We start from the raw sequence: 18,496 nt of genomic DNA on the forward strand, positions 1-18,496 counted from the left end.
GGTATTTTTTGGAGGTATCGATTGAAACACCGCGGCCACTCTCGCAAAGAAAACCTGATTGCCATTCTGACTGGCACATTCATTGTCGCGCAAGGCGTTTTTTTCTTACAACAGGCAAACTTACTGACAGGCGGAACAACCGGCTTAGCGCTGCTGATGACCCACTTTACAGATTTCAGTTTCGGTCAGCTGTACTTTGTCGCGAATATTCCGTTTTACATCATGGCCTGGTTCCGCATGAACCGCAGCTTTGCACTGACCAGTGTGTGCTGTGGAGCGCTGGTTTCAGTCATTACAGACAACCTGCACCATGTGGTGGCTATCAGCCAGTTTGATCCGGTTTACTGTGCCGTGATTGGCGGCTTGCTGATGGGATTGGGAATGTTGATTCTGTTCAGGCATAACACCAGCCTGGGCGGGTTTAACGTATTGGTGCTTTATCTGCAGGAAAAATTCGGCATTTCAGCAGGCAAGCTTCAGATGGGCATCGATATCTGCATTCTGATTTGCTCTTATTTCCTGATGACACCGACTATTCTGCTGTTGTCACTGCTGGGCGCTGTGATGCTGAACCTGGTTCTGGCCATGAACCACAAACCAGGCCGGTATCACGATGGCAAAGCCACCGCGGCCGTGACGAACGACTGATTACACAACGACTGGCTCATGCAGCAAACCGGCATGAGCCAGCTTGTCCAGCAAGACATCTTTTGCCTGACGGCGTAAGTCGCGATCCAGCGCATTGATATTTACCGCGAGCTGCAAAGGCTTCCCTTCCGCACACTCAACCTGAAGTTTCAGCTGATTTTTCACCATGGATACCGCAGAAATCTGAGAAAAAGGAATGCGATAGCAACCAAGCCAGGGATTGGGGGTGATAAACAACGCTTCAGGCGTAACCATCAGTGCCGTTTTCTTTTTCCCGGCCAGATTCCGGGCAAAAATAACCAGACCTGCCAGCACAGCCAGGCCGCCTAAAGGCATCCCCACAATCATCATCAGAATCCCGACCCCAGCCAGTCCGAAGGCCAGCGGATCTTCATCGCAAAAACCAAATTGCGGGTTTTCCGGCTTCAGTTCAGATTTCACATCCTGTACCTGCCGCAGCCGCCAGCGCTGCGCATCAGCCCAATAGCAAATATGGAAAATCAGCCCCAGCGGAAAAAGTACCACTGTTGCGAACAGGACCAGACACTTCCCCAGGAAAGCGGACTTTGTCAGCAGCTTCAGACTCAGAATCTGAGCAAAAACCGCCGCTGCTGCCAGCCATGGCCAGTATGACCATATTTCTGAAGAAATCGGGAGGACAGAAAAGGGAAAAAACTTCGGATTTGAGTGAATCAGTTTCGACATCAAAGGTGCAACGACGATCACCACTGCCGCAGCTGTCAGTACGGAGATGGCAAGGCCGCCATAAGTCGACAGGGACACGCGTTTCATGATGACTCTCCTTGCAGACATTGAAATAAACTTTCGGCCGTTGCGTCATTCCGATATCCGCGAAGACAGCCTAAGGCAACAATGCGACAGAGAAAATTGGATATTAAATGATCAAATCAACAATCAGAGACCGCTTCACAATCAGAGTACATCAAAAAAAGCACAGCCCCGGACAAGGCCGGGGCTGCAGCAGTCGGAGACATTGTACGTCTCCGGAAATTCTTGCATAAATACAATCAGATGGCGTCTTCGTCTTCTTCACCGGTACGAATCCGGACTACGCGTTCAATATCAAACATGAAGATTTTACCGTCGCCGATCTTACCGGTTTGCGCCGTTTCAATAATCGTCTCGACACACTGCTCTGCCACATCATCACTGACCACGATTTCCAGTTTTACCTTCGGCAGAAAGTCGACCATATATTCCGCGCCACGGTATAACTCCGTGTGGCCTTTCTGGCGACCAAACCCTTTGACTTCGGACACAGTCATTCCCGTGATCCCCACCTCTGCCAGGGCCTCACGCACATCATCCAGTTTGAATGGCTTTATAATGGCTTCGATTTTTTTCATCTCACAATATCCTTTGCTGAGGGTCTGTTGACCCTGAGGTCTGCTGCCCCCGGGGCGGGGTCTCGGCGTGCAATCACCGATACCGGAAAGCCCCCATTATCACCGATTTTTCATTGAAAACTCAACGGCTCGCTGACAGACGGCTCATGATTTCCAAGCCGCCGGTAATTCCCGTCCCCATAAAAAAACCGCTGCACCTGGCAGCGGTTTGAGAATCAGCTGTCCGGCACGCAGCCAGCAGTGTTTTAGCCCAGATTGACACGGGCATTACGGAACATCCGCATCCACGGACTGTTCTCATTCCAGTCGTCCGGATGCCAGGAGTTCGCCACAGTACGGAAGACCCGCTCCGGGTGCGGCATCATGATGGTCACACGGCCGTCCTGAGTCGTCAGACCGGTGATCCCGTTCGGTGAACCGTTCGGGTTGGCCGGATAGTTCTGAGTCACCTTACCGTAGTTATCGAGATAACGCAGGGCAATGGTGCCAGACTGCTCAATCGCAGACAGATGTTCCGCATTGCGTACTTCAACCCGGCCCTCACCGTGAGATACGGCGATTGGCATCCGGGAACCCGCCATCCCGTTGAAGAACAACGAGTCACTCTGCTGAACTTCCACCAGACTGAAACGTGCTTCGAAGCGCTCAGATTCGTTGCGGACAAAGCGCGGCCACAAATCTGCACCCGGAATCAGGTCACGCAGGTTGGACATCATCTGGCAACCATTACACACACCCAGTGCGAACGTATTGTCACGATGGAAGAAACGCTCAAACTGATCACGCGCCATGCTGTTGAACAGGATGGACTTCGCCCAGCCCTCACCGGCACCCAGGACGTCACCGTATGAGAAGCCGCCACAAGCCACCAGACCGTTAAAGCCGTCCAGCTCAACACGACCGGACAGAATATCACTCATATGCACGTCACGGGCATCGAAACCGGCACGGTCAAAAGCTGCCGCCATTTCAACATGGGAGTTCACACCCTGCTCACGCAGAATTGCCATCTTCGGACGCGCACCCGTCGCAATAAACGGCGCGGCGACATCTTCATTGATATCAAAGCTCAGTTTGGTGTTCAGGCCCGGGTCCTGACTGTCTTTCTTGGCTTCGAATTCCTGCAGGGCACCGGCTGGATTGTCACGCATAGCCTGCATCTGATAAGTCGTTTCAGCCCAGATTGTACGCAGTTCAGTCCGGTTCTGTTCCAGTACCCGATCGTTGCCGTTCCAGATACGCACGACATCTTCATCGACGACCGTACCCATCACATGGCTGCAGGCTTCCAGACCGAATTTCGCCAGCACGTGCTCCACATGGGCCAGATCTTCCGTACGTACCTGCAGCACCGCGCCCAGCTCTTCGTTGAACAGGGCCGCCAGCACATCATCACAGGCATCAGCATCTGTGGTGTTCAGGTCGACTTCAACCCCGGTGTGACCGGCAAAGGCCATTTCAGCCAGCGTCACGTACAGACCACCGTCACCGCGGTCATGGTAAGCCAGCAGCTTCCCGTCGCGCAGCAGACTCTGAACGGCATGGAAGAAGCCTTTCAGCAGCTCAGGGCTGTCCACATCGGCTGGCTGGTCACCCAGTTGCTTGTAAACCTGTGCCAGCGCGGTCGCGCCCAAACGGTTCTTACCGCAACCCAGGTCAATCAGGATCAGGCTGGATTCGCCCTGGTCTGTCCGCAGCTGTGGTGTCACTGTTTTACGGACATCTTCCACACGGCCGAAAGCGGTGATAATCAGGGACAGCGGAGAGGTGACTTCTTTTTCTTCACCGTTCTCTTCCCACTTGGTCTTCATCGACATGGAGTCTTTACCGACCGGAATCGTCAGACCCAGCGCAGGACACAGCTCTTCGCCGACGGCTTTCACCGCTTCATACAGACCAGCATCTTCACCCGGGTGACCGGCCGGAGACATCCAGTTTGCAGACAGTTTAATCCGCTTCAGATCGCCGATGTCGGCACTGGCAATGTTAGTAATCGCTTCACCGACGGCCAGACGGGCCGAGGCCGCAAAGTCCAGCAGGGCAACCGGCGTGCGCTCACCCATTGACATGGCTTCACCATGGTAAGTGTCGTAGCTTGCTGCCGTCACCGCACAGTTCGCAACCGGTACCTGCCAAGGACCCACCATCTGGTCACGGGCAACCAGACCGGTCACCGTGCGGTCACCAATGGTGATCAGGAAAGTTTTCTCGGCAACGGCCGGCAGGCGCAGCACGCGGTGTGTCGCTTCTTCCAGCACAATACCGCTGCGGTCAATGGCCGTTCCCTGTGCTTTTTGTGAGGTCACATCACGATGCATTTTCGGCGGTTTACCCAGCAGAATATCCATCGGCATATCAATCGGCGTATTGTCGAAGTGGCTGTCATCCAGTGTCAGATGACGCTCTTCTGTCGCTTCACCGACAACCGCATACGGTGCACGCTCGCGCTGACAGATAGCATCGAATACGGCCATCTGTTCCGGTGCAACTGCCAGTACATAACGTTCCTGGGATTCGTTACACCAGATTTCCAGCGGACTCATGCCCGGTTCATCGTTGGGTACATTACGCAGCTGGAACTTACCGCCACGCTCACCGTCGTTCACCAGCTCAGGCAGAGCATTCGAGATACCCCCAGCGCCGACATCGTGGATAAAGGCAATCGGGTTGTCATCACCCAGCTGCCAGCAACGGTCGATCACTTCCTGACAGCGACGTTCCATTTCCGGGTTTTCACGCTGAACCGAGGCAAAATCCAGATCTTCGGCTGACTGGCCGGAAGCCATGGAAGAGGCCGCGCCGCCGCCCAGACCGATATTCATCGCCGGGCCGCCCAATACGATCAGCTTGGCACCGACTGGAATTTCTTTCTTTTGAACGTGCTCATCACGAATATTCCCCATACCACCGGCAATCATGATTGGCTTATGGTAACCCCGGATTTCTTCGCCGTTATGAGAAGAAACCATTTCTTCATAGGTACGGAAATAACCCAGCAGGTTCGGACGTCCAAACTCGTTGTTGAACGCCGCGCCGCCCAGCGGGCCTTCCAGCATGATATCCAGCGCCGTCACAATTCTGCCCGGCTTGCCAAAGTCGGTTTCCCAAGGCTGCTCAAAACCCGGAACGCGCAGGTTTGACACGGTAAAGCCAACCAGACCAGCTTTCGGCTTACCGCCGATCCCGGTTGCGCCTTCGTCACGGATTTCACCACCGGAACCGGTCGAAGCGCCCGGCCATGGGGAAATGGCTGTCGGGTGGTTGTGGGTTTCCACTTTCATCAGGATATGAGCCGCTTCCTGATGGTAGTTATACTGACGGTTTTCCGCATCCGGGAAGAAACGACCCACTTCAGAGCCCACCATGACTGCAGCATTATCTTTGTATGCTGACAGAACGTAATCGCTGTGTTGCTCGTAGGTATTTTTGATCATCTTGAACAGCGACTTTTCCTGATCGACACCGTCAATCGTCCAGTCTGCATTAAAGATCTTATGGCGGCAGTGCTCGGAGTTCGCCTGTGCGAACATCATCAGTTCGATGTCGTTCGGATTCCGGCCCAGTCTGGTGAAGTTTTCAACCAGATAATCAATCTCGTCTTCAGCCAGTGCCAGCCCGAGAGACAGGTTCGCTTCTTCCAGCGCCTGACGGCCACCGGACAGAATATCCACACTCTGCATCGGCGCAGGTTCAGCGTGTCGGAACAGGGCTTCTGCCTGACTGAAATCATCAAACACGACTTCCATCATGCGGTCATGCAGCAGACCTTGCAGCGTTGTTTGCTGGGCCTCGCTCAGCGCAGCGGAGGTCGCGACATAATAAGCCGTACCGCGCTCAAGACGTTTGATTTGTTGCAGACCACAGTTACGGGCAATATCCGTTGCTTTGGAAGACCAAGGGGAAATGGTGCCTGGACGTGGGGTAACCAGCAGCAGCGTGCCGCTTGGTTCGTGCTCGGCAATCGTAGGGCCATAGGTGAGCAGGCTGGTCAGGGTCTCCAGTGCCTGGCTGTCAAGCGGCGCAGCCAGCTCAGCAAAGTGCATGTACTCGGCATAAATACCTGTGACAGGCAGACCCGAGGCTTGGCAACGCGCCAGCAGTTTAGTGACACGAAACTCAGACAGTGCGGGTGAACCACGCAAAATTTCCATGTGCGTACGACTCTCGATTAGCAATTGAATGAAGGTGATATTGGCCTGATCCCCACCCCGGGAGCCACGTCAATGCCACCTTGTTCAGCGCTGATTTCCCCCTTCGGTTCAGAGGAACGGCGGTAGTATACGGGAAAAGCGGGTGTGACGTAACACCTGACGCAACCGTTTGCGCGATTTTTTTTCAATCCGTCGCCGATCGACAGCGATCTTTGACCACCTGCCCAAAAATGCGCAAATTTTCACCTATTATCCGGTCGCCGGATAAGATCAAATGGGGCTCAGCTTTGCCCAGAATGCGACCTTTGGTATAAAGGACCACTAAATAGACAGATGAGCATGAATTATTGAGACGGTTAGCTTTTTCCGCCAGACTGCGGAACCTGGTCGCTATCTTATTGACAAGCTTGATATTATCGGGATGTCAGTGGGAAAATGACACCCGCACAGAGTTGGAACGGATCCGCGACAGTGGCGTCCTCCGCGTCGGGACACTCAACAATCAGATTTCCTACTACATTGGTCCGGACGGCCCGACCGGACTGGACTATGACCTTGCCCAGCGTTTCGCCGACAAGTTAGGCGTCAAACTGGAAATGCAGCCGGTCTTCTCTCTCTCAGGTCTGTTCCCGGCCCTGACCCGCGGCGATGTCGATCTGCTCGCCGCCGGGCTGACCATGACACCGGAACGGGTCCGGTCTTTTCGTGCGGCACCCGCCTACTACTATGCCAGTCAGATTCTGGTCTATAAGAAAGGGGAGTGGCGCCCGCGTGATGTCGACGATCTGGCCCAGAATAAAGGCCAGCTGGTTGTCGTGCGGGATTCCAGCCATGAAAAGAACCTGCTGGAGCTCAAAAAAGATCACCCGGCCCTGACCTGGCATGCCGTTGATGAAGTCGACAGCGAAGAGCTGCTCAGACAAGTCGCTGTCGGCGAACTGGATTATACCGTCGCTGATTCTGTGGATGTTGCCCTGAGCCAGCGGATTCATCCGGATATCGCCGTTGCGCTGGAACTGACCGATGACCAGCCGATCGGCTGGTTCCTGAACCCGAGCAATGACGACAGCCTGTATGCGCTGCTGATTGAATTTTTCGGCGAGCTCAAACAGAGCGGCGAACTGGCGAAACTGGAAGAGAAATATTTCGGCCATGTCGATCAGTTCGACTATGTCGATACCCGGGCATTTCTGCGCGCTCTGGAAAGTAAACTGCCGCGCTGGGAAAGTATCTTCAAAAAGTACGCCGACGAGTTTGACTGGCGCCTGCTGGCGGCGCTTTCTTATCAGGAATCGCACTGGAACCCGAGGGCAGTTTCTCCGACAGGTGTCCGCGGCATGATGATGCTGACACTGCCAACCGCGAAATTAGTCGGTGTCCAGAACCGTCTGGATCCGGAACAAAGTATTCGCGGGGGAACGGAATATCTGAGAAAAATGATCGCCCGCATCCCGGACAGCATTGAACCGCACGAAAAAGTCTGGTTCGCGCTGGCGTCATATAATGTCGGATATGGCCATATGATGGATGCCCGTCGTCTGACCAAGAAGCAAGGGGGTAATCCGGACGCCTGGAGTGATGTCAAACAGCGGCTGCCGTTACTGCGCCAGCGGAAGTTCTACCGCCAGACCCGCTATGGTTACGCTCGCGGTGATGAAGCCCTGCTCTACGTGGAAAATATCCGCCGGTACTATCAAAGCATCATCGGCTATGAACAGGCACACAGCCAGCCCCTGAACAGTGAAGGGATCCGGCTGGTTGACGACTGGCAGACCATTGCCCCGGTTGAAACGAATGACAACGGGACGACCCTGCTTGAGCAGGCGGCAGACAATGCTATCGAAGCCGTGATCGAAAACACCCAGCCTCAAAAAAACGTGAGTCGCTGATCAACCCCGACCGGGTGGCTGCCAGGCCACCCGGCATTTAATCTTCCTGATGATTGTCCTGCTGTTCTGCAAGCCGGTTGGCTTGTTTCAGTGCTTTTTTCTCGGCACGGCGCCGTTTAAAAAAGGCCTGCAGCTGCTGACGGCATGCATCTTCCATCATCCCGCCCTGAAACGCCACATGATGATTCACCCCGGTATAACTGAGCATGTTCATCACACTGCCCGCTGCACCGGTTTTGGGATCCGGTGCGCCGTATACCACCCGGCCAATCCGGCTGTGCACCATGGCCGCTGCACACATCGGGCAAGGTTCCAGGGTAACATAGAGCACGACATCCAGCAGACGATAGTTAGCCAGCACTTGACCGGCCTGACGTAACGCCATGATCTCGGCATGCGCCGTGGCATCATGCTGACCAATCGAGCGGTTCCAGCCTTCACCAATCACTTCACCATTGAGGACAGCCACAGCCCCGACCGGCACTTCACCTTCGGCTTCTGCCCTGCCCGCCAGCTCAATGGCCCGCTGCATGAAAAATTCGTCCTGACTGCTTGTGTCGCTCACTTTGGTTCTCTGCTGTGACTTCCGGGGCGTCGGATTATAAGCGATGCGCCTCACGCCCACCAGCATCGTCCAGCAATCCGGCAGGCTCCACATTAGGCACAACGCGTAATTCTCACCTACTTTATATGAATCATGACAATGACAAAGTGAGCATGCCATGGAAACGATCAAATCCCGGGCTGCAGTCGCCTGGGGGCCCAACCAGCCTCTGACCATCGAAGAAGTCGATGTTGAGCTTCCCAAAGCCGGGGAAGTGCTGGTTCGTATTGTGGCATCCGGAGTTTGCCATACCGATGCCTTTACGCTGTCTGGTGAAGATCCGGAAGGAATATTCCCGGCCATCCTCGGTCACGAAGGCGGCGGTATTGTCGAAAAAGTCGGCCCGGGGGTCACCACGGTTCAGGTTGGGGACCATGTGATTCCCCTCTACACACCGGAATGCGGCGAATGTAAGTTCTGTTTATCCGGCAAAACCAACCTCTGCCAGAAAATACGCGACACCCAGGGCAAAGGCCTGATGCCGGACGGCACGACCCGCTTTTCTCTGAACGGTGAACCGATATTCCATTACATGGGATGCTCTACTTTCTCGGAATACACCGTGCTGCCCGAAATCTCCCTGGCCAAAGTCAATCCGGCGGCGCCACTGGAAGAGATCTGCCTGCTGGGCTGCGGAGTCACCACAGGCATGGGCGCCGTACTCAACACCGCCAAAGTGCATCCGGGCGATACCGTGGCAGTCTTCGGCCTGGGCGGTATCGGCCTGTCGGTCATACTCGGGGCAACCATGGCCGGCGCTTCGCGCATCATCGGGATTGATGTGAACGAACATAAATTTGCCCTGGCAAAAAAATTTGGCGCGACAGACTGCATCAACCCCAACGAAAACGACAAGCCCATTCAGGACGTGATCGTTGAACTGACGGACGGTGGCGTCGACTTCTCTTTTGAATGCATCGGCAACGTGAAGGTCATGCGTGCAGCACTGGAGTGCTGCCATAAGGGCTGGGGCGAGTCGGTGATCATCGGGGTCGCCGGTGCCGGACAGGAAATTTCGACCCGTCCTTTCCAATTAGTCACCGGCCGGGTCTGGCGCGGGACAGCCTTTGGCGGCGTGAAAGGCCGGACACAACTACCCGATATCGTCGAGCGATATCTGAACCATGAATTCCAGCTGCATGATTTCATCACGCACACCATGCCGCTGGAGGACATCAACCAGGCATTCGAATTGATGCATCAGGGAAAGAGTATCCGTTCCGTCATTCACTACTGAGTTGTGAGGATGGCATGAAGAGCGAACTTGTCAGCAACAACAAAAGCTTTGGCGGCTGGCACCAGCAATGGCGGCATGTGTCAGATGACCTGAAGTGCACGATGCGCTTTGCCATTTATCTTCCGCCGCAGACAGAAATCGGAGAAAAAGTGCCCGTGCTCTACTGGCTGTCGGGCCTGACCTGCACCGATGAAAATTTCATGCAGAAAGCGGGGGCGCACCGGGTCGCTTCCGAACTGGGCATCGCCATTGTTGCACCGGATACCAGTCCGCGAGGCGAGCAGGTTCCGGATGATCCTGAACGGGCATACGACCTCGGCCTCGGGGCCGGTTTCTATGTAAATGCCACCGAGCCCCCCTGGCAGCAGCACTATCAGATGTATGACTATGTGGCCGATGAACTGCCCGCGCTGATCGAAGCACAGTTTCCGGTCACGCAGCAGCGGGCGATTGCCGGGCACTCCATGGGCGGCCATGGCGCACTGGTGATCGCATTGCGCAATCCATTACGATACACCTCTGTATCTGCCTTCAGCCCCATCAGCCATCCGATAGAAACCCCCTGGGGTCGGAAAGCCTTTGCGAATTATCTGGGTCCGGATGATGGCGTCGTCTGGCAACAGTATGATGCCTGTGAGCTGCTCGCCCTGAGTACACCCCATCTGCCGGTACTGGTGGATCAGGGAACCGCGGATGAATTTCTCAGCCACCAGCTCAAACCCGGCGCCCTGCTGAAGGCCGCCGAACAGGCAGACTATCCAATTAACCTGCGCATGCAACCCGACTATGATCACAGCTATTACTTCATAGCCAGTTTCATCGAAGACCACCTGCGATTTCATGCCCAGTATTTCAGACCCTGAATCGAAAAACGCCCGGCATCAAGCCGGGCGTAACCGTTCAGAGTCTGATGATTTCTTCGCTGTTAGAAACCCAGTGGCAGACTAAAGGCAAAGAAGATCACCAGCAACGCCGACCACAACACCAGGAATGCAGCGGAGTAAGGCACCATCATGCTGATCACATCCCCAAACTTCAGTTCAGGTTTGTACTTCCGCATAAAGGCCAGAATCACCCCGGCATAGGTCATCATTGGTGTGATGATGTTGGTGGCAGAGTCCGCGACACGGAAGGCCGCCGTCACCATGTCTGGCGTCATGTTTGGATTCACCTGATACAGCATCGGCACGAAGATCGGTCCCAGCAGCATCCACTTGGAGGTCATCCCGCCCACAAAGAGGTTGATGAATGCAGTCGTCAGAATAAAGCCAATGATCAGCGCAATCGGGAACGACTGTAACCCCAGAGAACTCAGGAAAGTCGCCCCCAGGTAAGTGACGTAAGTACCCAGACCGGAATAGCTCAGCATCGCGAGGAAGTTGTAACAGAAGAAGGTCAGCACCAGGATGTATCCCATGGTGTTCATCTGTTTCACCATCGCTGTCACAACATCCTGCAAAGACTTGAACTTCCGCGTGGTAATGCCGTAGCACAGACCCACAACGACAAACACAAAAGAAATCAGCAGAATGACATTGTCAAGGTATGGTGTGACTTCGCGGCCGGCTGCATTGGTATAAGGCGCCAGCGGACCGGTTGCCAGCAGGTAAATCCCGAGCAGCGCCGCAAGCAGACCAAGACCCGCCATCCGCAGACCTTTCTGCTCACGATCTGTCAGCTGAAAATCATCCAGCTTCAGATCATCCGGTAGCTGATAGTCCATTGAAGACAAACGCGGGGCAATAAAGCGGTTGGTGATCCAGCCACCAATCACGGTCAGCACAACGGTCGAAACAAAAATGAAGTAATAGTGCATGGTAGCCGGGTTCAGTGGCTCACCGCTGGCCGTTGTGAACGGAACGCCCTGTGCTTCTGCAAAAATACGGGCGTTCACGCCCAGAATCACATCAGAAGGCGTTGCCGGGATCAGGTTGGCACTGAAACCAGCCGAAACACCGGCAAAGGCCGCCGCCATACCAATCAATGGGTTTTTACCCAATCCGGCATACAGCAGACCCGCCAGCGGGATCAGCACCAGATAACCGGCATCACTGGCAATCGAGGACATAATCCCCAGGAAAACCACCATATACGGCAACCAGCGATCACTGATGCGCAGGCCAACTTTCTTGATCAGTGCCGACAACAGACCCGAATGCTCTGCAATCCCTACAGCCAGCATCACAATCAGAATGACACCCAGAACACCACGGCCAAAAGCCAGCCAGTTTTGCAGCAATGCATTGTCAAACAACCAGCGAACATGCTCAGTATCCGTCATGCTCTTGATGGTATGAGTCACACTACCGCCATCGGCGCCCATCACTTCAAACTGCATGCCACCAATCAAGCTTGTCAGAACCAGAATGAAGGCGAAAAGAAACATGAAGATCACGACAGGATCCGGAATTTTTTGTCCCGCACGTTCTATGAACTTAATCACGCCCCGCGAGTTCTTCGCCGGGCTCAGGAGCTCACTCATAGTTGTACTTCCTTATTAAATCGAATGAGTAGAAAGCTGGAGAGTACTCGATTGTCATAATTCAGTAAAACTAATCCAGATGCATTTTTTAGTTATAAAGCCCACATTAACAAATTATTACAGAATAATTATCCACGCATTGATTTATTAAAAGATTGTTAAACCAACATCTGAGCCGTCTCTTTTCGGGCGTTGCCGTCAACCCAAAAGGCACCATCAAAGCACCTTGATTCAATAAATATGAACCGAAATGAATATAAAATACCTGCTCGATTCTGTCTCCGACAACAATCACCATTACTTTATTGCCGATTTGCAGAAATAACCTCGGGTGCCAAGGTCGTCCGATCGCCTGCAAAGCATAGCAGCAGGCCTGAAACCAGCAGACAGAGTATCCCCGCACAGAACATGACGAAACCAAAGCTGTCTGCCATCGCAGATTGATAGAGAGAACCATAATGTTCGGCCAGCCGGTCTGTGTGCACCGGAAAAATGTTATCTGTCACTGCCCGCTCTGCCATTTCGGCAGCGTCAGCTAATCCAGCCACTTTTCCGGCAACCGTCAACGTATGAACAGCATGAATGCTCATGATGCTGCCCAAGAGGGCAATCCCCATTGTCATGCCGGTTTGCCGCAATGCATTCATAGTAGCTGAAGCAATGCCAGCACTTTCCGGCGGGGCTCCGCCCATCACCATCATGCCAGTCGCAGGGACCGACAACCCAGTGCCCAGCCCCAGTAAGGCGAAAGTCACTGCGATAACACCAAATGAGGTGAACGGCGTGAAGCTCACCATGACACACAAGGCGACCCCGACACATGTGTAACCTGCGACCATCAGCAACTGAAGGGAAAAACGGGCTGCGAGGCGCCCAAACATCAAAGAGGCCACAGCCATAACCGAAAATTCCGACATCATCTGCCACCCGGTCTGCGCAGGTGAGTATCCTTGCGCCTGCTGGAGAAACAGAGACAGGAAAAAAAGGCTGCTGTAACTGGAGAATCCGAGTACAAACGACGCTGTATTGGCAAGTGCCAGAGATCGATTCCGGAACAACCGGACTGGCAATAACGAACGCCGGACGCGACGCTCTACCCAGATAAAAGCACAGAAACCTGCCAACGCAATACTCAGCGACACCAGTACATCATCAGATAAAGCTCCTTGCTCACCGATTTTGATCAAACCATAACTGAGCATGCCCAGCCACAACATACTGAGCACCTGCCCTGCCGGATCAAATGCGGCCAGTTCCGGATGCTTACGCTCAGGAATCCCCCATGCTCCGAGCATGAAGGCAACAATGCCAAAGGGGACATTCACAAGAAAAACACTTTCCCAGCCAAAATGTTCGACCAATAACCCGCCGGCCAAAGGGCCAGAAATGAGTGCCAGCGCACTAAATGCCGACCAGCCTCCGATCGCACGCGCTCGCTGATGCGGTTCAGTAAATGCATGCGTCAGGATCGGCATCGCCCCCGGGATCAGCAATGCGCCGGCAACGCCCTGAATCGCCCGCCCCCACAAAAGCGTTTCCAACCGGCCGGCTGCGGCACAGGCCAGAGAGCCAATCACAAACAAAAGTACACTGCCCAACCACACCCGTTTATGGCCATACCTGTCACCCAGGGGCCCTGCCGACAACATCACCGCTGACAGCGCAATCGCATAGATGTTTACCACCCACTGTAATCCCGCCAAGTCTGCATGTAGCGCTGACTGAAGGGTTGGCAGCGCGACATTGACGATACTGATATCCAGAGTCGCAAGAAATGTCCCCAGATAGGCTGCTGCAACTAAAGCATGAACACGATATTTCTGCATTGCGAACCACCGGTCAAAAATCGATATTGAGATTAATTCTCATCTTATGATCCGACCGACCGTCGGTCAATGGATTTATTCAGACCACAGTTCGCCTGGCAAATCGACTGACACACCACTGATCGTGTTGCGGCGATATAGTCGATCGCATACCATCGACCGACAGACGGCCGATGCCAACGCGCTAAATCGCCTGATGCATCCTCCGGATTTTCTCTGCCTGATGATTATTGATAACTGCCGCAAGTGAGCACAATGAAACAGCAAAAAATGCCTCGCACCAAACCCGCTGAAGTACGACTGAACGAACTGATGGCTGCCGCAGAAAAGCTGTTTTTGGAGAAGGGTGTTGAAGCAACAACGATCAACGAAATCGTCAAACTTGCCCAGGTCGCAAAGGGGACCTTTTACCACTACTTCACCTCCAAGAATGAACTGCTTGGCGCCATGGGGGAGCTCTATACCGTCCGATTTTTAAATCGTCTGGCAGAAGCGGTTGAAGCCTGTGCACCGGATGACTGGCAGAAGCGTTTATGTACCTGGATTTACACCAGTGTGCTGGTGTACGTCGAGACCTACCGTACTCACGACATCGTTTATACCCATCACCATGATCGGACCAATCCGGAGAGAAATGTTCTTCTGACGCAACTGGAAGGAATTCTACAGGGAGGCATGCAAGCCGGTCTCTGGACGTTGGAGCAACCACGCATCACGGCCTTAATGATCTATCATGGCGTGCATGGTGCCACCGATGAAGCCATTGCGCTCAACCCGGAAAATTATGAATCGTATGCGCGTGACGTGACCTCTGTGTGTCTTCGACTGGTGCAAACGCGCTGACCGCAACAACAAAAATCACATCTGTGTCTTCCGATGATGATATTCAAGTTTCATCACAATACTGAGACTTCGATATCGCCGGATAAAAACAAAAAAAAGTCCGCTATTCAGCGGACTTCGATATGCTTCATGCCTGTAAGTGTCAGACACTGTTCAGTGGCACATTATTCCCACTCAATGGTTGCCGGTGGCTTACCGGAAACGTCATACACAACACGGGAAATGCCATCGACTTCGTTGATGATCCGGTTCGATACCCGACCCAGGAAGTCATATGGCAGGTGTGCCCAATGTGCAGTCATGAAGTCGATCGTTTCGACAGCACGCAGAGAGACAACCCAGTCGTACTTACGACCGTCGCCCATCACACCCACAGAACGCACTGGCAGGAAGACGGTGAAGGCCTGAGAAACCTTGTTGTACAGGTCAGCTTTGTGCAGCTCTTCAATGAAGATTGCATCCGCACGACGCAGCAGGTCACAGTAATCTTTCTTCACTTCGCCCAGAACACGCACGCCCAGACCCGGACCCGGGAACGGGTGACGGTACAGCATGTTGTAAGGCAGGCCCAGTTCCAGACCAATCTTACGAACTTCGTCTTTGAACAGCTCTTTCAGCGGCTCAACCAGACCCATCGCCATATCTTCAGGCAGACCGCCCACATTGTGGTGCGACTTGATTACGTGCGCTTTACCGGTCTTTGATGCAGCCGATTCAATCACATCCGGATAAATCGTGCCCTGTGCCAGCCATTTTGCGTTTTTCAGTTTCTTCGATTCTTCATCGAAAACATCGACAAAGACGTGACCAATGATCTTACGCTTGGCTTCCGGATCCGCTTCACCAGCCAGTGCAGACAGGAAACGCTCTTCCGCATTCACATGGACAATGTTCAGACCAAAATGGTCACCGAACATTTCCATGACCTGCTCGCCTTCATTCAGACGCAGCAGACCATTGTCGACAAACACACAGGTCAGCTTGTCGCCGATCGCGCGGTGAATCAGCATCGCCACAACAGAAGAGTCAACACCACCGGACAGGCCCAGAATCACTTCGTCATCACCGACCTGCTCTTTAATACGGGCAATCGCATCGTCAATGATGGAAGAAGGCGTCCACAGTTTTTCACAGCCACAAATGTTCAGCACAAAGTTTTCCAGCAGACGCTGGCCCTGGCGCGTGTGGGTCACTTCCGGATGGAACTGCACACCGTAGAAACGTTTTGCTTCGTTTGCCATAGCAGCGTATGGGCAAGTTGAAGTGGCTGCGACTTTCACGAAGTCAGCCGGAATCTCAACCACTTTGTCACCGTGGCTCATCCAGACGTCCAGCAGCGCATTGCCGTCTTCTGCAACCGCATCTTCGATATTCTTCAGCAGTGCCGTTGGTTCAATGACTTCAACCTGCGCATAACCGAACTCACGCAGATCGGAACCGGCAACTTTACCGCCCAGTTGTTCCGCCATCGTTTGCATGCCGTAGCATACACCCAGAACCGGAACACCGGCTTCAAAAACATATTGTGGTGCACGCGGAGAGTTTTCTGCCGCCACACTCTCCGGACCGCCAGACAGGATAATACCGTTCGGATTGAAATCGCGGATATCCGCCTCATCTACATCCCAGCTCCACAGCTCACAGTACACACCGATTTCACGGATACGACGGGCAATCAGTTGGGTGTATTGGGAACCGAAGTCCAGAATGAGGATACGTTGATCATGAATATTTGTGGTCATTCAGGCAGTCTCAAATATCTATTGCAATCAAAAGGAGCGATCAGCCAGCGGCGTACCGCTCCGGAAAAATTCGTCGGTGTTGACGAAGACCGGCGACTGCAGTCACCAGTCTCAACGTTGTCTATATCAGCCCAGACGGTAGTTCGGAGCTTCTTTGGTAATGGTCACATCGTGAACGTGTGATTCCTGCATACCAGCGCCGGAAATACGTACGAATTCAGCCTTGGTGCGCAAGTCTTCAATGGTCGCAGAACCGGTCAGGCCCATGCTTGAACGCAGGCCGCCCATTTGCTGGTGCACGATTTCTTTCAGGTGGCCTTTATAAGCCACGCGGCCTTCAATCCCTTCAGGAACCAGCTTGTCTGCTGCATTGTCTGTCTGGAAGTAACGGTCAGAAGAACCTTTAGACATAGCACCCAGAGAGCCCATGCCACGGTAAGATTTATATGCACGACCCTGATACAGTTCCACTTCACCCGGTGCTTCTTCAGTACCGGCAAACATAGAACCCACCATCACGCAGGATGCACCGGCTGCAATCGCTTTACACATATCGCCCGAGAAACGGATACCACCGTCGGCAATCACAGGAATGTCATACTCATTAGCAACTGCGGCAGCATCAGCAATGGCTGTAATTTGCGGAACACCAACACCGGTAACAATACGTGTGGTACAGATTGAACCCGGGCCAATCCCGACTTTCACTGCACTGACACCCGCTTCAATCAGGGCACGGGCACCTTCAGCTGTCGCCACGTTACCGCCAACAATTGGCAGCTCAGGGAAAGCAGCACGGGTTTCACGGATACGCTGCAGTACACCTTCAGAATGACCGTGAGATGAGTCAATCAGCAGCACATCCACACCGGCTTCAACCAGCGCTTTCACACGCTCTTCGTTGCCTGCACCGGCACCCACCGCGGCACCAACTCGCAGACGGCCCTGCTCATCTTTACAGGCGTTTGGCTTACGCTCTGCTTTCTGGAAGTCTTTAGCCGTAATCATACCTTTCAGCTGGAACTTGCTGTTCACAACCAGTACTTTTTCGACGCGATGCGCTTGCATCACTGCTTCAACTTCTTCGCGGGAAGCCCCTTCCTTCACAGAAGCCAGACGCTCTTTCGGCGTCATCACGCTTTCGACTGTCTGAGTCAGATCGGTAACGAAGCGAACGTCACGGCCGGTGATAATCCCCACCAGCGCATGATTGTCATCAACCACAGGGTAACCGGCAAAGCCGTTTTCTTCGGTCAGACGCTTCACATCAGCAATGGTCTGGTAAGGTTTCACCGTTACCGGCTCCTGAACCACACCCGCTTCAAATTTCTTCACCATACGCACTTCACGTGCCTGTTGTTCGATTGACATATTCTTGTGAATAAAGCCAATCCCCCCTTCCTGGGCCAACGCAATCGCCAGACGGCCTTCAGTGACTGTATCCATAGAGGCAGACACCATCGGGATATTCAGCGAAATAGTTTTGGTCAGACGGGTGCGCAGATCCGCAGTGTTAGGAAGTACAGTCGAGTGTGCCGGAACCAGCAGGACATCATCAAAGGTCAAAGCTTCTTGTTTGATACGTAACATCGCAATATCTCACACCATGTAAGGTTTTAAAGAAGGGATAAAATATTGCGGACGAATTATACGTACCAAGCAAACGTTTGGCTAGAAAAAAATAAAAAAAATTAATTGACACTTTTA

Annotated in this window: 13 protein-coding genes; 5 read left to right on the plus strand and 8 right to left on the minus strand. The window is 53.5% G+C overall.

Translation table 11 applies throughout. The features are described from left to right. Nucleotides 1-21: 21 nt before the first annotated feature. Nucleotides 22-648, plus strand: coding sequence for a YitT family protein (locus L4174_RS12385; RefSeq protein WP_248141186.1), 627 nt, complete (start codon nucleotides 22-24; stop codon nucleotides 646-648). Here L4174_RS12385 and L4174_RS12390 read toward each other — a convergent pair whose 3' ends face one another. The 3 genes from L4174_RS12390 to purL form a co-directional block, all read right to left on the minus strand. Continuing rightward, nucleotides 649-1,440 (minus strand): hypothetical protein, encoded by a 792-nt coding sequence (locus tag L4174_RS12390; protein ID WP_248141187.1) that lies wholly within the window; start codon nucleotides 1,438-1,440, stop codon nucleotides 649-651. It abuts the gene before it with no gap. A 236-nt stretch (nucleotides 1,441-1,676) separates the two neighbouring features. After that, nucleotides 1,677-2,015: a nitrogen regulatory protein P-II gene (gene glnB / locus L4174_RS12395; RefSeq protein ID WP_248141188.1), complete on the minus strand. Its 339-nt coding sequence runs from the start codon at nucleotides 2,013-2,015 to the stop codon at nucleotides 1,677-1,679. A gap of 245 nt (nucleotides 2,016-2,260) precedes the next feature. Next, nucleotides 2,261-6,166, minus strand: a complete 3,906-nt coding sequence (gene purL / locus L4174_RS12400) for a phosphoribosylformylglycinamidine synthase (RefSeq protein WP_248141189.1) — start codon at nucleotides 6,164-6,166, stop codon at nucleotides 2,261-2,263. 398 nt (nucleotides 6,167-6,564) lie between these two features. Here purL and mltF point away from each other — a divergent pair, with 398 nt between their 5' ends. Further along, on the plus strand, nucleotides 6,565-8,055 hold the full coding sequence (gene mltF, locus L4174_RS12405) for a membrane-bound lytic murein transglycosylase MltF (RefSeq protein WP_248141190.1): 1,491 nt from the start codon (nucleotides 6,565-6,567) through the stop codon (nucleotides 8,053-8,055). Between the two features lie 37 nt (nucleotides 8,056-8,092). Here the strand turns inward: mltF and tadA are convergent, their stop codons facing one another. Further along, complete coding sequence (tadA, locus tag L4174_RS12410; RefSeq protein ID WP_256549298.1) at nucleotides 8,093-8,620, minus strand: tRNA adenosine(34) deaminase TadA; 528 nt, start codon at nucleotides 8,618-8,620, stop codon at nucleotides 8,093-8,095. A 157-nt stretch (nucleotides 8,621-8,777) separates the two neighbouring features. On the opposite strand from tadA, the gene L4174_RS12415 reads away from it, so the two are divergent. Continuing rightward, nucleotides 8,778-9,896 (plus strand): S-(hydroxymethyl)glutathione dehydrogenase/class III alcohol dehydrogenase, encoded by a 1,119-nt coding sequence (locus tag L4174_RS12415; RefSeq protein WP_305885149.1) that lies wholly within the window; start codon nucleotides 8,778-8,780, stop codon nucleotides 9,894-9,896. A gap of 14 nt (nucleotides 9,897-9,910) precedes the next feature. Then, a complete protein-coding gene (gene fghA, locus L4174_RS12420; protein WP_248141191.1) occupies nucleotides 9,911-10,759 on the plus strand; it encodes an S-formylglutathione hydrolase in 849 nt (282 codons plus the stop codon). 62 nt (nucleotides 10,760-10,821) lie between these two features. On the opposite strand, the gene L4174_RS12425 is transcribed toward fghA, so the two are convergent. Together L4174_RS12425 and L4174_RS12430 are read right to left on the minus strand one after the other, a co-directional pair. Then, a complete protein-coding gene (locus L4174_RS12425) occupies nucleotides 10,822-12,378 on the minus strand; it encodes an AbgT family transporter (protein WP_248141192.1) in 1,557 nt (518 codons plus the stop codon). Nucleotides 12,379-12,680: 302 nt separating this feature from the next. Beyond that, nucleotides 12,681-14,204, minus strand: a complete 1,524-nt coding sequence (locus L4174_RS12430; RefSeq protein WP_248141193.1) for a DHA2 family efflux MFS transporter permease subunit — start codon at nucleotides 14,202-14,204, stop codon at nucleotides 12,681-12,683. A gap of 270 nt (nucleotides 14,205-14,474) precedes the next feature. Between L4174_RS12430 and L4174_RS12435 the strand changes: the two genes are divergently transcribed. Next, nucleotides 14,475-15,047, plus strand: coding sequence for a TetR/AcrR family transcriptional regulator (locus L4174_RS12435; RefSeq protein WP_248141194.1), 573 nt, complete (start codon nucleotides 14,475-14,477; stop codon nucleotides 15,045-15,047). A gap of 164 nt (nucleotides 15,048-15,211) precedes the next feature. On the opposite strand, the gene guaA is transcribed toward L4174_RS12435, so the two are convergent. Beyond that, the gene (gene guaA / locus L4174_RS12440) at nucleotides 15,212-16,789 is read right to left on the minus strand and encodes a glutamine-hydrolyzing GMP synthase (RefSeq protein ID WP_248141195.1); all 1,578 of its coding nucleotides are present in this window, start codon (nucleotides 16,787-16,789) and stop codon (nucleotides 15,212-15,214) included. A 126-nt stretch (nucleotides 16,790-16,915) separates the two neighbouring features. Continuing rightward, complete coding sequence (gene guaB / locus L4174_RS12445) at nucleotides 16,916-18,379, minus strand: IMP dehydrogenase (protein WP_248141196.1); 1,464 nt, start codon at nucleotides 18,377-18,379, stop codon at nucleotides 16,916-16,918. Nucleotides 18,380-18,496 lie beyond the last annotated feature (117 nt).

The organism is Photobacterium sp. CCB-ST2H9 (assembly GCF_023151555.2).
Taxonomy (GTDB): Bacteria; Pseudomonadota; Gammaproteobacteria; order Enterobacterales; family Vibrionaceae; genus Photobacterium.

Excerpts from the sequence above, each read along its gene's own strand:
- L4174_RS12390 (WP_248141187.1), bottom strand. The coding sequence starts at position 1,440 with ATGAAACGCGTGTCCCTGTCGACTTATGGCGGCCTTGCCATCTCCGTA.
- glnB (WP_248141188.1), bottom strand. The coding sequence starts at position 2,015 with ATGAAAAAAATCGAAGCCATTATAAAGCCATTCAAACTGGATGATGTG.
- purL (WP_248141189.1), bottom strand. The coding sequence starts at position 6,166 with ATGGAAATTTTGCGTGGTTCACCCGCACTGTCTGAGTTTCGTGTCACT.
- L4174_RS12415 (WP_305885149.1), top strand. The coding sequence starts at position 8,778 with ATGGAAACGATCAAATCCCGGGCTGCAGTCGCCTGGGGGCCCAACCAG.
- fghA (WP_248141191.1), top strand. The coding sequence starts at position 9,911 with ATGAAGAGCGAACTTGTCAGCAACAACAAAAGCTTTGGCGGCTGGCAC.
- L4174_RS12425 (WP_248141192.1), bottom strand. The coding sequence starts at position 12,378 with ATGAGTGAGCTCCTGAGCCCGGCGAAGAACTCGCGGGGCGTGATTAAG.
- L4174_RS12430 (WP_248141193.1), bottom strand. The coding sequence starts at position 14,204 with ATGCAGAAATATCGTGTTCATGCTTTAGTTGCAGCAGCCTATCTGGGG.
- L4174_RS12435 (WP_248141194.1), top strand. The coding sequence starts at position 14,475 with ATGCCTCGCACCAAACCCGCTGAAGTACGACTGAACGAACTGATGGCT.
- guaA (WP_248141195.1), bottom strand. The coding sequence starts at position 16,789 with ATGACCACAAATATTCATGATCAACGTATCCTCATTCTGGACTTCGGT.
- guaB (WP_248141196.1), bottom strand. The coding sequence starts at position 18,379 with ATGTTACGTATCAAACAAGAAGCTTTGACCTTTGATGATGTCCTGCTG.